The organism is Halomonas sp. LES1, from assembly GCF_031846005.1.
Lineage (GTDB): Bacteria > Pseudomonadota > Gammaproteobacteria > Pseudomonadales > Halomonadaceae > Halomonas.
On the sequence record NZ_JAVRGC010000008.1, the window covers coordinates 31,810 to 45,136 of the forward strand.

At 64.6% G+C, this 13,327-nt stretch carries 11 protein-coding genes; 2 read left to right on the forward strand and 9 right to left on the reverse strand.

Annotated features, from left to right (window positions below):
• The first annotated feature begins 368 nt into the window (after positions 1-368).
• The gene (locus tag RM463_RS15060) at positions 369-1,541 is read left to right on the forward strand and encodes a hypothetical protein (protein ID WP_311430454.1); all 1,173 of its coding nucleotides are present in this window, start codon (positions 369-371) and stop codon (positions 1,539-1,541) included.
• Positions 1,542-1,745: 204 nt separating this feature from the next.
• Here the strand turns inward: RM463_RS15060 and RM463_RS15065 are convergent, their stop codons facing one another.
• The 8 genes from RM463_RS15065 to RM463_RS15100 form a co-directional block, all read right to left on the reverse strand.
• The gene (locus RM463_RS15065; RefSeq protein WP_311430455.1) at positions 1,746-2,789 is read right to left on the reverse strand and encodes a hypothetical protein; all 1,044 of its coding nucleotides are present in this window, start codon (positions 2,787-2,789) and stop codon (positions 1,746-1,748) included.
• Between the two features lie 105 nt (positions 2,790-2,894).
• Positions 2,895-3,995, reverse strand: coding sequence for a porin (locus RM463_RS15070; protein WP_311430456.1), 1,101 nt, complete (start codon positions 3,993-3,995; stop codon positions 2,895-2,897).
• Between the two features lie 403 nt (positions 3,996-4,398).
• A complete protein-coding gene (locus RM463_RS15075) occupies positions 4,399-5,664 on the reverse strand; it encodes a ProQ/FINO family protein (protein WP_311430457.1) in 1,266 nt (421 codons plus the stop codon).
• 78 nt (positions 5,665-5,742) lie between these two features.
• Positions 5,743-6,288, reverse strand: coding sequence for a dihydrofolate reductase (locus RM463_RS15080; RefSeq protein ID WP_311430458.1), 546 nt, complete (start codon positions 6,286-6,288; stop codon positions 5,743-5,745).
• A gap of 32 nt (positions 6,289-6,320) precedes the next feature.
• Positions 6,321-7,094 (reverse strand): thymidylate synthase, encoded by a 774-nt coding sequence (locus RM463_RS15085; protein ID WP_409229354.1) that lies wholly within the window; start codon positions 7,092-7,094, stop codon positions 6,321-6,323.
• A gap of 217 nt (positions 7,095-7,311) precedes the next feature.
• A complete protein-coding gene (lgt, locus tag RM463_RS15090; protein WP_195688312.1) occupies positions 7,312-8,103 on the reverse strand; it encodes a prolipoprotein diacylglyceryl transferase in 792 nt (263 codons plus the stop codon).
• Positions 8,104-8,205: 102 nt separating this feature from the next.
• Entirely contained in the window at positions 8,206-9,003 is a 798-nt protein-coding gene (locus RM463_RS15095) for a sulfite exporter TauE/SafE family protein (RefSeq protein WP_311430460.1), read from the reverse strand.
• The gene (locus RM463_RS15100; RefSeq protein ID WP_311430461.1) at positions 9,000-10,007 is read right to left on the reverse strand and encodes a response regulator; all 1,008 of its coding nucleotides are present in this window, start codon (positions 10,005-10,007) and stop codon (positions 9,000-9,002) included. The genes RM463_RS15095 and RM463_RS15100 overlap by 4 nt, the downstream gene beginning before the upstream one ends.
• Before the next feature lie 104 nt (positions 10,008-10,111).
• On the opposite strand from RM463_RS15100, the gene RM463_RS15105 reads away from it, so the two are divergent.
• A complete protein-coding gene (locus RM463_RS15105; protein ID WP_311430462.1) occupies positions 10,112-10,876 on the forward strand; it encodes an NRDE family protein in 765 nt (254 codons plus the stop codon).
• Between the two features lie 160 nt (positions 10,877-11,036).
• Here the strand turns inward: RM463_RS15105 and ptsP are convergent, their stop codons facing one another.
• Complete coding sequence (gene ptsP, locus RM463_RS15110) at positions 11,037-13,295, reverse strand: phosphoenolpyruvate--protein phosphotransferase (protein ID WP_195688308.1); 2,259 nt, start codon at positions 13,293-13,295, stop codon at positions 11,037-11,039.
• Positions 13,296-13,327 lie beyond the last annotated feature (32 nt).

Consider the following 13,327-nt stretch of genomic DNA (forward strand, 5'->3'; position numbering starts at 1 on the left):
TCCGGCCCCGCCATGCTGGCAATAACACCCGACAATACAAGCAGAACGCTTCGATCCTTTCGCCCCGGCCACTGGCCGGGGCTTTTTGGTTTATCCGGCCCCTTCCCGCCGTAAGGATGATCCAGAGCAGGACATTAATTCTTTCTTAACCCGCTGTTTAAACGGAATTAACTGCTTATACCGGCAGAATCGTCAGATCCTTCTTCCCCTTGACTCATATCAAGCTTTTTCCGCTCCTTGCCAGTGGGCCCGGCGCGCCGGGGTGGTTAGCATGACAACCATCGGCGGCAAGCGGAATCATCAAGGAAACCCGCCCGCGTCGCCGAGCCATTTCCGCCCACCGGGCGTCCCGCAAGAAGGAAAAGTCAATGACAGGTCCTATCGGCCTCAAACACGCCACGCTGCTCACCGGCGGCACCCTGGCGCTGGCCATCGCCTCGGCCTCCCACGCTGTCGACTTCGAGGTGGGTGACACCACCGCCAGCGTCTACGGCTACGCCAAGCTGGACATGATCTACGACGTCGACAACAAGCTCGGCGATCTGGCCGCACGGCCGCGCATCCTGATCGACGGCCAGGAGGGCAGCGACGGCCATACCACCATGCACGCCTACCAGAGCCGCCTGGGCTTCAAGACCGCTACCCCCATGGGTGGCAGCAAGCTGACCACCATGGTCGAGGTGGACTGGTTCGATAACGCTCCGGAGGGTGGCGATCTGCGCCTGCGCCACGCCTTCGGCAGCTGGAATGGCATCACGGCAGGCAAGACCTGGACCAACTTCGGCAGCCTGCTGGGCAAGACCCCGACCATCGACCTGGCGCCCCAGCCGGGTCAGAGCAAGGTGGGTCGCAAGGCGCAGCTGCGCTACTCCTGGGCCAACTGGCATATCGCCCTGGAGAATCCAGATCCGGAAGACTACCGGGACGGGGTTGCAGCCAACTTCAATCCCAAGCGTGGGGTCTACATCGAACATAAAGATGCCAAGACCGGCCTGCCCGATCTAACCCTGCGCTATCAGAACCAGGCCGCCGGCCTGCACTACTCCGCCGCCGCCATGGTCCGTCAGCTTGAGGTCGATGGTGCAGGCATGGATGACACCGCCGCCGGCTATGGCCTCAACCTGGCGGCCCGCTATCCGGCAAGCGACACCCTGACCCTGCGCGGCGCGCTGACCTGGGGCGACGGCATCGGCGAATATATGCAGAACAACCCTTCGGCGCCGGGCTACTGGAATGGGAGCAATATCGAGACCATCGAGGCCTGGGGTGCCAACATCAGCATGAGCCTGACCGCTGGCCCGGGTGCCATCAACCTGGGATACGGTATCTCCCAGGCGGACCTGGATGATGCCCGCGACGCCGGCATCGCCGGGGTGGAGGGCGCCAACGAGCAGTTCACGGCAGTGCATCTGAACTATATCTGGTCGCCGATCCAACGCGTCAGCTACGGTATCGAGGCGGCCTACCATACCCGCGAGGTGGTCGACGGCCGCGACGGCGACGCGCTGCGCCTGCAGGGCATGGTCAAGTACAGTTTCTAGACCCGCCGATAACGGTACGCTGGCGGCACATGTTAAACAGGCGTCACGACGGAGCCCTGAGGGTGGAATTCAAATCGCCGATATAACGAGCTACAGGTGGGGGAGCATAGGTTAGGTTAGACAGCAACATCCCCGGCCAGTCTGGCCGGGGATGTTGCGTGCACTCACTCGGGAAACAAAGATGAGCGGCAGCTTATGCCGGTCTCAGCGACGATCCAGCTGTCGCACCTCGAGCTCATAGTTGTTGACGCCACTCATCGCCGAGCCGAACTTCTGCCCTTTAACGCGAATAGTGTAGCGACCCGGCTGCAGTTCGGTGCGCAGATCGATGTCGCCATCGAAGCCCTCGCCGGCGTCGCTTGCCACCACGCGGCCCTGCTCATCCACCACCTCGGCCTCGATGCGGTAGGTGCCCTCGTTACCGGGGAAGGTAGAAGTGGCGATAGCCACGGTGCCCGCTTCCAGCACCTCGAAGCTCAGCACCTCGCCGCGGGCGCGGATCTTGACGTCGGTGACGACCCGCTCAAAGCCCTTGGCCGGCTCGGCCGCCGCGGTGGCGCCAGTCGCTGCCTGGCTGTCGGCCGACGCGGCCCCCGGCGTGGTAGGTGCAGAAGACTCAACTGCCGAAGGCTGAGCATCCGTGCGAGCGGGCTGCGACGCCTCGACAGACCCGCTAGCCGCGGGTACAGCAATCGGCGCCACCACATCCGAACGGCGCACGAAGGCGTTGCGGCCTCCTTCACGACTGGTGCCGGTAAAGGCGATCCCCTCGCCAGCCGAGACACCCTCCTCGACGCCCACGCCCGCGACACTCACCGAGAAGCTGTTACCGTCACGGCGCACCGTGCCGAACTTGTTGCCCTGCACCTGCAACACATAGTCGCCGGGCTCCAGGCGCTTCTCGAAGCTCAGCCCGCCATTCTGGCCAAGCGCCTCACTGCGGGCCAGGACGTTACCTTGCTTGTCCAACAGCAGCGCCTCGATGCGGTACTCCTCGGACTCCCCGGCCGGCACCCGGCTTTCGAAACGATAAGTGCCGGCTTCCTTGACGGTGAAGTCGTGCTCCTGCACGCCGCCGTAAAAGAAGCTGCGGCTGCGGGCGTCGTTATCGGCCTGCAGAAAGCCGGTCAGGTCGAGCTGCTTGCCGGATTCGCGGAAGCGCTCCTGCATCTCGCTGGCCAGTGCCTGGGAGCCGGCCAGGGCGAGCCCCAGGCTTAGCAGGCCGGCGGTCACGATAGGCTTGTTCATGGAACCTCGCTTGGTCATGCCGGTAATAAAAAAAGCCGACCCCGGAGGATCGGCTTTCGATGTCGAAACCCATCGGGGCAGGGTCAGGCCCTGCGACCGAATGGATTAGAACAGGTAGACGGCACCAACGGCAACGCCGTCGCTAGCATCTTTCTCACGATCGTACCAGGCACCCTCGACAAAGGTGTACATGGCATCGGAAATGTTGTAAGTGGCCCCAATAACGACTTCGTTAAAGGTCTCGCTGGTTTCGAGATCGCCTGAAATGGCATCGCCAAGCGTGTTGCGGAAGGTATCACCGCCTACATCGATGTACTGGTAAGCACCGTAGATGTCGCCCATGCCGTAGCCATAGCGTGCACCCAGAGCATAGAAGTTGGCGTCTTCGCTGAGATCGTTGTCAGACTCAAAGCGCTCAACCTTGGCAGCAAGTCGCAAGGTATCAATGGTGTACTGGGCAGTAATACCATACTGGTCGCCAGCCTCAACATCTACAGTACCGATAGAGACATCGTTGTTATCGAGGTTGTCGTAGGCAGCCGCGATGGAGAAGGCACCGGCGGTATACTTCAGGCCACCGAAGGCAGAGGCGTTGCTGGAACCGGAAACGTTCTCGGTCTCGGCATCACCCTCGTACTGAGTGCCAACAGCAAACTGGAAACCGCTGAGGGAAGGTGACAGATACTGAAGCTTGTTACCTTCACGGTTTTCAATGCCGACAATGCGAACTGCATCCAGATCACGCGAGAAGCTGGAGTCAGAGACATCGAAGAACTCGTTGTTGGTGATCGGATCCTGGATCCAGTCGTCGATCAGCGGGTCCCAGGAACCCAGGCGCACATCACCGAAGCTGCCTTTCAGACCCATATAGGCCTGGTCGCCGGTGTTAAGGCCGCCGGCGGTCTTGGCTTCATCAACGTCGTGCTCGAACTCGGCCTTGAAGTAACCGGTCAGGCCACGGCTGATCACATGCTCACCGGAGAAACCAATAGTTGAGCCGTTATCAAACAGCTCATCTGCACTCTCCGCACCCACAATCTCGCCAGCGTCATTGCGCTGAGCCACCTCAACAGACTTATAAGCAACCTGCAGGTTGCCGTACAGGTCCAGCTTAGTGCCGTCCTGGTTGTAGATGGTGGCGGCCTGGGCGCCGGTGGCAACCATGGCGCCGGCAATAGCAGTCGCTAACAGTGTCTTCTTCATCATGATGATGTTCCTTTGACTAGCAGTCTGTTTCGATCGTTTGTTGCCGACCGCTCTCGGGCGATTCGGCAGGCCCGGCCGGTCTGCGCCGGCTCGTCTCGGCTGACCTTCTTCGCGAAGGGTGCCGGTGCGAGCCTCACTTCGGCAAAGCCTTAGTTATATTCCAATGCTCGCAGGAGCAACCTTATACCGGGTCATGAGGGAACGCAAGAAGAAAAAAACACTGTTTTCCTATTTTCTGCCCTCACAACACGGAACTTTCCTGCAACTACGTAAACACGCGCCTCACGGCGGTTGCTGCATAATGCCTTGCCGATATGACGAACACAAGTCAACGCCTGCCAGCGCGACATGCCGTTGGCATCTAGAGATACATGAACAACAAAATCAGAGACTTAAGAAGGCTTCAGCGACCATTATGTTTGGCTAACAGGGCCGAGAGTTTCTCTTCCATGGTGGCCGGCGCTGCCGCGGAGCCCGACTCGTGAGACGCCGAATCGGGAACATCGGCACGCCCTTTCGGTGTGCCACCCTGTTCTGGGCCCTTGCTCCCAGCCTTTGGCCTACCCTTCGCCTGAATGGCCCCCTTGGCTGACTTGCCAGGGCCCTGATGCTGCCGATTCTGGTGGTTGCGCCCTTTTCCGCTCCGCTTGTCGCCCTGCAGATGGTCGAGCTTGCGGTGAGCGTAATTGGCGGCCTGGGCATCTACCTTGCCGGCGGGCTGACCGTCGAGATCGATGCGTTCGGCGCCTTCGCGCATCGCCTTGAGATAACGCGGCAGATTGACGTAGCAGGCCAGGGCGCGACGCACCAGCTTTTCGGGCCAGGGCTCACGACTGGCCAGTACCTCGTGGATACCGACCATCAAGGGGCGGGTATGCCCCTTGAAGAAGGCGGCGGGATAGCGCACATACCACTCGCCGAGCAGGGCCTGGGGAGATGGCGGCTCGCTTGCCTCCTGAGGGCTGGAAGCCTCGGAGGGTGATGAGACTTCTTCGTTTCGCTCGATAACTCGGGCTCCGACGGGCCTGGCAGCGTCAGCCACACCCGCCTCGCAGGAACCGGCTGTATCCGCGGCTCGACTCATCGGTGATTGCAGTGTTTCCGATACGGCCGCCTGGTAAGAGCCGGATTTATCCGGCGATTGCGAAGATTGCGGTGTTTCTGATACGTCCGCCTGATAGGAGCCAGACTTATCCGTGGCCCTGCTCACCGGAGATGAAGGAGTGGAGGAGTCGGCTGACGCCGGGCGGTGGCCGATCAATGCGGAGAGGCCCTGGGAGCGGCGCCCGGGGCGAAAGCCACCCTCGGCGGGCTGGCCACTGGTAAGGCGTTCATGGAGATGGCGGTTATGGGCCTCCAGCTCGCTGTTCTGCTCGTCGAGCTCGCGGCACTCCTCTTCCAGCTCACGGCACTGCTCCTCAAGCTTGCGACGGCCTTCCTCCAGCGTGCCCTTCGCCTCCTCCAGTTCACGATGCGCTTCGGCGAGTTCACGGTGGGCGGCTTGTGCCTCTGCCAGGCGACGCTCCAGTTCGCCGAGCCGCTGGGCCAGCTCGCCCTGCACACTTTCGGCGTGGCGGCGCGCCCCGCGCTCATGGGCCAGGCGCTCCAGCAGCGATCGGGTGCGCCCATCCAGGGCGTCCAGCAGCGAATGTACGCGTTGCTCGGCCAAACCGTTCTCCTCCCACAGCTCTGTGATACAGGCAGTGCCATCAAGTCTGTGCCAGATGCGCGCCCATGACAAATGTCGTCAGGCGCCGACGTTTTCCCGGCGCTGCTCTTCGCGACGGCGGTACTCCACGAAGTCGTAGGCGGGCTGGCCCTCGGCGGGGCTGCCGGCCACCCGTTGGACCTCCACCCACTCGGCGGGGTCGATCTCGGGGAAGCGGGCGTCGCCCTCCACCTCGACATTCACCTCGGTGAGGTATAGGCGGCTGGCGTGGGGCAGCGCCTGGGCATAGATCTCGGCGCCCCCCATCACCATGATCTCCTCCACCCCGTCGATGGTCGCCTGCTGGTCGGCCAGGGTCAGCGCCGAGGCGATATCGTGGCAGACCCGGATACCGTCATGCTGAAAGCTCTGGTCGCGGGTCACCACGATATTCAGGCGTCCGGGCAGCGGCCGGCCGATGGAGTCGAAGGTCTTGCGTCCCATCACCAGCGGCTTGGCCTGGGTCATGCGCTTGAAGAACTTGAGGTCCTCGGGCAGGTACCAGGGTAGCGCGTTGTCGACCCCGATCACCCGGTTGCGATCCATGGCGGCGATCATGGCGATGGGCACCAGGGTGTCATCCATAAGAAGCTCATTGCTCACTGGCTCGGCCTGACTCATACGGCGACCTCCGCCTTGATATGCGGGTGAGGGTCGTAGCCCTCGATGGCGATATGCTCGATGCCAAAATCGAAGAGATCATTGACGCCTGGGTCGAGCACCAGACGGGGCGCCGGGCGCGGCGTACGCGACAGCTGCTCCTCGGCCTGCTCCAGATGATTGAGATAGAGGTGAGCGTCGCCCAGGGTGTGGATAAACTCCCCGGGCGCCAGCCCCGCCACCTGGGCGATCATCTGGGTCAGCAGCGCATAGCTGGCGATATTGAAGGGCACGCCCAGGAAGATATCGGCGCTACGCTGGTAGAGCTGGCAGGAGAGCCGCCCCTCGGCCACGTAGAACTGGAACAGGCAGTGGCAAGGGGGCAGCTGCATCTCGTCGACCTGGGCGGGGTTCCAGGCGGAGACGATCAGGCGCCGCGAACGGGGATTGACCCGCAACTGCTCGAGCAGACCCGCGATCTGGTCGACGTGGCCACCACGAGGATCGGGCCAGCTGCGCCATTGATAGCCATAGATCGGCCCCAGGTCGCCGTTGGCATCGGCCCACTCGTCCCAGATGCGAACGCCATGCTCCTTGAGGTAGCCGATATTGGTGTCGCCGGCCAGGAACCACAGCAGCTCGTGAAAGATCGAGCGGGTGTGGAGCTTCTTGGTGGTCAGCAGCGGAAAGCCGCGGGCCAGGTCGAAGCGCATCTGGTGGCCGAAGAGCGAGCGGGTCCCTACCCCGGTGCGATCGTCGCGCTCCACACCATGGTCGAGCACCTGACGCATCAGGTCGAGATAGGGCTGCTCAAGAGCGGGCTGTTCGAAGGCGGGCTGAGTATCGTCGGTCACGGTATCGTCGGGGCGGGTGGCTGGAAGGCAGATTCTACACGTCCAGGGGTGACGATGGCAGGCCCCGCATCGCACGATAAATCGCGCTCCTACGAGATCGGTGGCCCCACATCTCGGCGATGGGAGGCCGGATATCACGCGATAAATCGCACTCCTACGCTACCTTGGCATCCACCGGTTGGCGGCGCGACCAGGCGATCAGTGCCACTCCCGCGGCGATCATCGGCAGCGTCAGCAGCATGCCCATGGTGAACCAGCCGAAGGCCAGGTAGCCGATATGGGCATCCGGCAGGCGGTAGAACTCCACCAGGAAGCGGAAGGCGCCATAGAGCACCAGGAAGAGCCCCGAGGCCAGGCCGCGGCGGCGCGGTGTGGCGGTGACGAGCCACAGCACGATAAACAGGACCGCCCCTTCGAGGGCCGCTTCATAAAGCGACGAAGGGTGGCGCGGCTCGGGCCCGAGGCCAGGGAACGGCATGCCCCAAGGCATCTCGGTCACCCTGCCAGGAAGCTCGCGATTGATGAAGTTGCCGATGCGCCCTGCCCCCAGACCGATGGGCACCAGCGGGGCCACGAAATCGGTAAGGGTGAAGAACGCCAGCCGCTTCTTCCTGGCAAACCACCACATGGCCACCAACACACCGAGCAGGCCGCCATGGAAACTCATGCCGCCATCCCACACCCGCACGATCCACAATGGATCGGCCAGCCACTGGTCGAGGCCGTAGAAGAGCGCATAGCCCAGTCGGCCGCCCAGCACGACCCCCAGGGCGGCGTAGAAGATCAGGTCTCCGATATCGTCCTGGTTCAGGCCGATTCGCGCGGCGCGGTGGCGCCCCAGGAGCCAGGCGGCGACAAAGCCCACCACATACATCAGGCCATACCAGTGCACCTGGAAGGGGCCAAGGGAGATCGCCACGGGATCGATATCAGGGTAGGAAAGCATGGAAATCCTTAAACGCTGGAAGCCGTAAGCCAAGATATAAACACCAAGCCTAGCGGCAAGAGGTTTTCTTAGAGCTTATAGCTTTTAACTTACAGCTTAAAGCTATAACACGAAGGTCAGGCCGACCGAGGCCAGCAGGGCAGCGAAGGCCAGGCGCAGTACACGAGCGGGCAAACGGTGGGCCAGCCGCACACCGAGGCGGGCGCAGGGCACGCTGGCGAGCACGATGCCCAGCAACGCCGGCCACATCACGAAGCCGGTAGCACCGGCGGGAAGCAGGGCATTGCCCCAGCCGAGCACCGCAAAGGTAGCCGCACCAAACAGGGCAATCGGAATGCCGCAGGCGGCCGAGGTGCCCACGGCCTGGGTCAGCGGTGCACCACAGCGCGTCAGCCAGGGCACGCAGAGGGTGCCGCCGCCGATGCCGAACAGCGCCGAGATACCACCGATCACCCCACCGGCGGCGGCCATGATCGCCCGTCCCGGTGCTGCGCTGCCGGGGCGGGGGCCGCGCGAGAGGGCCATGCGCACCGCCATCACCAGCACGAATACCCCGAACAGGGTGCCCAGGCTCCCCGCGGAGAGGCCATCGGCGACGAACACGCCGGCAATGGCTCCCAGCAACAGCCCGGGCAGCAGGGCCAGAAACCACTGCTGGTGGATGCTGCCGCGATGGTAGTGGCTCCAGGCCGAGGAGGCGCCGGTCACCACGATGGTGGCAAGCGAGGTGCCCACCGCCAGGTGCATGGTGACCTCCGGGGCCACCCCCTGAACACCGAACGCCACGACCAGGGCCGGCACGATGATCAGCCCTCCCCCGACCCCGAACAGCCCGGCCAGGGTCCCGGCGACGGCGCCCAGCGCCAGGTAGCCGACGAAGACCAGCAATAATGTGCTCATGCCTCTGGCTCCGCGAGGTGCTCGGGCAGCCAGCGGGTGACCCGCTCGACCAGCTCCTGGGGGCGATAGGGCTTGGCCAGAACGTCATCCAGTCCCGCCTCGATGAAACGCCGGCGATCATCGTCGCTAACGTTGGCGGTCAGCGCGACCAGCACGCTGCCACTTGCCACGTGTCCGGCTCGCTCCTGCTCGCGCCAGCGGCGGCTCGTCTCCATGCCGTCCATGCCCTCCATAAAGATATCCATCAGCACCAGGTCGAAGTGTTCCTGCGCCTGACACGCCAGGGCCTCGCTCCCCGAGGTGACCGCGGTGACCCTGAGCCCTTCGCGCTCCAGCACCTGCTGAGCCAGCATCAGGTTGACCGGGCCGTCGTCGACGATCAACACCCGCCCCTGGCGAGCGGTCGGCCGCGTCGAGGACGAACCGCCCTCCCCGACCAAACCTTCGAGCAGCTCATTCATTCCGGCAAGACGCTCGCGTAGCTCATCGACCATGGAGGCATCGGCATCAGGGTTTGATGCATGCTCGCTGGCGAGTTCGTCGAGCCGCAGGCGCAGACGCCGCAGCTCGCGCCCCATCAGGCTCAGATAGTCGGATTTCAGCCGCGACGACTCGCGAGTTCGCTCACGCCCCGCCATCAGCCGGGAAAGCCTCTGCTTGCGGTGGGCGAGATCATCCTGGAGATCACGTACCTGGCGGCGAAGCCGTGCCTCCGTCGCCGTGGGCTCGGCAACGGTGTCCGGCTTTACGGCGTGTGCATCTGGCCGCTTGGCTAGCGGTTCGTCCGGGGCTTTCAGCTGACCCCGAGCCCAACGACACGGCTGCAGCACCACCAGTAGCAGATTGAAGCTCGACCCCAGCAGCAGGGCCATCAGCCAGGCCGAGGCTCCACCACCGGCATACAGCAGAAGGAGTATACCGACGACCAGCAGGGCCAGCTGGAGCAGTAGCGCCGCCATGATAAGGGGTGAAGGGCGCCAAGCGCCGCGTGCCTCGTCTCGCATGCGTCCTGTTTGCCGTTATCGGGGTGGGAGCTGAGTGTACGCCGGCCCGTGGCCGCTGTCATCGCGGGGTTCCCCGCCCGGTGCCGAGCCGCTAAGCTGGCCGCATGTGCCTGATTGCCTTCGACCATCGCCCGGGCGACGCCTGGCCACTGCGCCTGGTCGCCAACCGCGATGAATTCCACGCCCGCCCCGCCGCCCCGCTGGCCGTCTGGGACGACGCCCCCGATATTGTCGGCGGACGCGACCTGGAAGCCGGCGGCACCTGGCTGGCGGTTCACCGCCGAGGGCGCTTCGCCGCGGTCACCAATGTACGCGACCCGCGCCTGAGAGTGCCCGACGGTGCGCCGAGTCGCGGCGGCCTGGTCCATGACGCCTTGACCCAGCCCGAGCTCGGCGACTGGCTGGCACACCTGGAGCGTGGCGAGGCGCTGCGCTATGCCGGCTTCAATCTGCTGGCCGGCGATGGCAAACGATTGTGGCACCTGCACCGCGGCCTCGAAGGGGCCTGGCTGCGCGAGGTCCCGTCCGGCCTCCACGGACTCTCCAATGCCGCCCTTAACACCCCCTGGCCGAAGTTGATCGAGGCCCGCCGGGGGCTCGGCCACGCCCTTCGGCATGGGCGCTGGCCCGATGATGCCCTGGCGGCGATGGCCGACTCGCGCCCCGCCGATGACCACGCCCTGCCGGATACCGGCGTGGGGCTCGAACTGGAGCGCACCCTCTCCTCGCCCTTTATCATCGGCGACACCTATGGCACCCGCGCCACGACCTGGCTGAACTGGCACGCCAGCGGCCGCATGGAGATCGGTGAGAAACGCTTCGGGCCAGGGGGCAAAGCCCAGGGCGAGACCTTTTTGATCGCGCGATAAATCGCGCTCCTACGAGGCCGGGGGCATACCAACTTGCAGGAGCCCGAATTATCGGGCGATCGGTGGGCCATCACGTGATACATCGCGCGCCTACCAGACAGGAGGCCATACCACGAGGCCGGAGGCATACCACCCTGTAGGAGCCCGACTTATCGGGCGATCAATCCCGCGGCGGCATCAGGTGGGCGAGCTCCCATTCGCCAATGCGTTGATTGAGATGGCGGCGCACCTCGTCGGGGCTATCGAGGCGCAGGGTCTGGTCGACCAGCTCCCGAGCATCTTTGAGCGGTACCCGACGGATGGCGGCGCGTACCCGCGGCAGGCTGGGGGCGTTCATGGAGAGCGCGCCGAAGCCCATGCCCATCAGCAGGATCGCGCCTGCAGGGTCACCGGCCAGTTCACCGCACACCGAGACCGGCATCTCGAGCCGGCGCGACTCGCTGGCCAGCAGGGCCATGGCGGAGAGCACCGCAGGATGGCAGGCGTCATAGAGGTCGGCGACCCGCGGGTTGTTGCGATCCACCGCCAGCAGGTACTGGGTCAGGTCGTTGCTGCCGACCGAGAAGAAATCGGCCCGCGCGGCCAGGGCATCGAGCTGGTAGAGCGTGGCCGGCACCTCGATCATCACCCCCACCCTGGGTTGCGGCACCACCACACCCTCCTCGCTCAACTCGACGATGGCGCGCTTGATCAAACGCTGGGCGGTGTCGACCTCGTCGACGTTGGTGATCATGGGCAGCAGTATCTGCAGGTTGTCGAGCCCCTGGGAGGCACGCAACATGGCGCGCAGCTGGACCATCAGCACCTCGGGGTGATCGAGGGTGACGCGGATTCCCCGCCAGCCGAGGAAGGGGTTGGCCTCCTCGATGGGAAAGTAGGGCAAGTCCTTGTCGCCACCGATATCCAGGGTGCGCATGACCACCGGCAGGGGGGCAAAGCTCTCGAGCTGGTCACGATAGAGGCGGGTCTGCTCCTGCTCGCCGGGGAAGCGTTCGGTGACCATGAAGGGCACCTCGGTGCGGTAGAGCCCCACCCCGCTGATACGCGGCTTGAGCGAGGCCACCGCGTCCACCGCCAGGCCGGTGTTGACCATCAACGGCATGGCGTGGCCATCCGGGGTGCAGCTGGGCAGGTGCTGCTCGTGCTCGAGCACCTCGGCCAGCGCCGCCTCCTCGCTGATCATGCCCTCGTAGTGGGTCAGCAGGTCGGCACCGGGACGCATGTATAACCGCCCACGGTGGCCATCGAGGATCAGCTGCTCGCCGGAGAGCCTCGGCAGCGGCAGGTCGACCATGCCCAGCACCGTGGGAATGCCCATGGCACGCGCCAGAATCGCCACATGCGAGGTGCTCGAACCGCGCACCGAGACCAGGCCGACCAGCTTGTCGCGCGGCACCTCACCGAGCAGCGCCGCGCTCAGCTCGTCACCCACCAGGATGGTGCGCTCGGGGTAGATCCGGGGAGTCTGGGGGGTCTCCTCCTGCAGGTGGGCCAGCACCCGACGCCCCAGGTCGCGCACATCCGCCGAACGCTCGCGCAGATAGTCATCATCGACGCGTTCCAGGTACTGCACATGGCGTTTGACCACATCGGCCAGGGCGCCCGGGGCCCACTGTCCCTCGCGGATGCGCTTCTCCACCTCCTGGGAGAGCGCCGTCTCGCTGAGCATCTGCTGGTAGACCTCGAACAGCGCCAGCTCCTGGGCCGAGATGCGGCTGGCCAGGCGGGCGCCGGCGGCGCGAATCTCCTCGCGCACGCGATCTATCGCCTCATTGAGGCGGGCGATCTCGTATTCGGCGTCGGTCGGGATCAGGTCGGGCACGCTGTCGAGGTCGGCGGGGGCGGCGATCACCACCGCCTCGCCGATCGCCATGCCCGGCGAGGCGGCCACGCCCTTGAACTGCACCTGCCCCTGCAGGCCAGGCCGGGTCAGGTTGCCGGTGACCAGGGCATGGGCCAGCACGCCACCCAGCTGGGCGGCCATGGTCACCAGAAACGCCTCGTCCTCCTCGCCGTAGCGGCGTTTCTCGGCCTGCTGTACCACCAGCACGCCGAGCATGCGGCGCTGGTGGATGATGGGCACGCCGAGGAAACTGGAGTAGCGCTCCTCGCCGGTGGATTCAAAGTAGCGAAATTGTGGATGCGCCTGGGCATCCTCGAGATTGAGCGGCTCCTCCCGCATGGCCACCAGCCCCACCAGGCCCTCGCCGACGGGCAGGCTCACCTGCCCCACCGCCTGGCTGCGCAGGCCGATGGTCTCCATCAGCACCAGGCGATCTATCTCTTCATCGAAGAGATAGAAGGAGCAGACATCGGTCTGCATCGCCTTGCGAATGCGCCGCACCATGGTAGAGAGCGCCGCCTCCAGGCTGCGGGCCCCGTTGACTTCCTGGATGATGCGGCGCAAGACCTCGAGCATGTCGAGTGGGTATCCCTGTTGTTGGTTAGCGC

What these genes read in the sequence shown, in the direction of transcription:
- RM463_RS15060 (WP_311430454.1), top strand. Translation starts at nt 369, where the DNA reads ATGACAGGTCCTATCGGCCTCAAACACGCCACGCTGCTCACCGGCGGC.
- RM463_RS15065 (WP_311430455.1), bottom strand. Translation starts at nt 2,789, where the DNA reads ATGAACAAGCCTATCGTGACCGCCGGCCTGCTAAGCCTGGGGCTCGCC.
- RM463_RS15070 (WP_311430456.1), bottom strand. Translation starts at nt 3,995, where the DNA reads ATGATGAAGAAGACACTGTTAGCGACTGCTATTGCCGGCGCCATGGTT.
- RM463_RS15080 (WP_311430458.1), bottom strand. Translation starts at nt 6,288, where the DNA reads ATGGATGACACCCTGGTGCCCATCGCCATGATCGCCGCCATGGATCGC.
- RM463_RS15085 (WP_409229354.1), bottom strand. Translation starts at nt 7,094, where the DNA reads ATGCGTCAGGTGCTCGACCATGGTGTGGAGCGCGACGATCGCACCGGG.
- lgt (WP_195688312.1), bottom strand. Translation starts at nt 8,103, where the DNA reads ATGCTTTCCTACCCTGATATCGATCCCGTGGCGATCTCCCTTGGCCCC.
- RM463_RS15095 (WP_311430460.1), bottom strand. Translation starts at nt 9,003, where the DNA reads ATGAGCACATTATTGCTGGTCTTCGTCGGCTACCTGGCGCTGGGCGCC.
- RM463_RS15100 (WP_311430461.1), bottom strand. Translation starts at nt 10,007, where the DNA reads ATGCGAGACGAGGCACGCGGCGCTTGGCGCCCTTCACCCCTTATCATG.
- RM463_RS15105 (WP_311430462.1), top strand. Translation starts at nt 10,112, where the DNA reads ATGTGCCTGATTGCCTTCGACCATCGCCCGGGCGACGCCTGGCCACTG.
- ptsP (WP_195688308.1), bottom strand. Translation starts at nt 13,295, where the DNA reads ATGCTCGAGGTCTTGCGCCGCATCATCCAGGAAGTCAACGGGGCCCGC.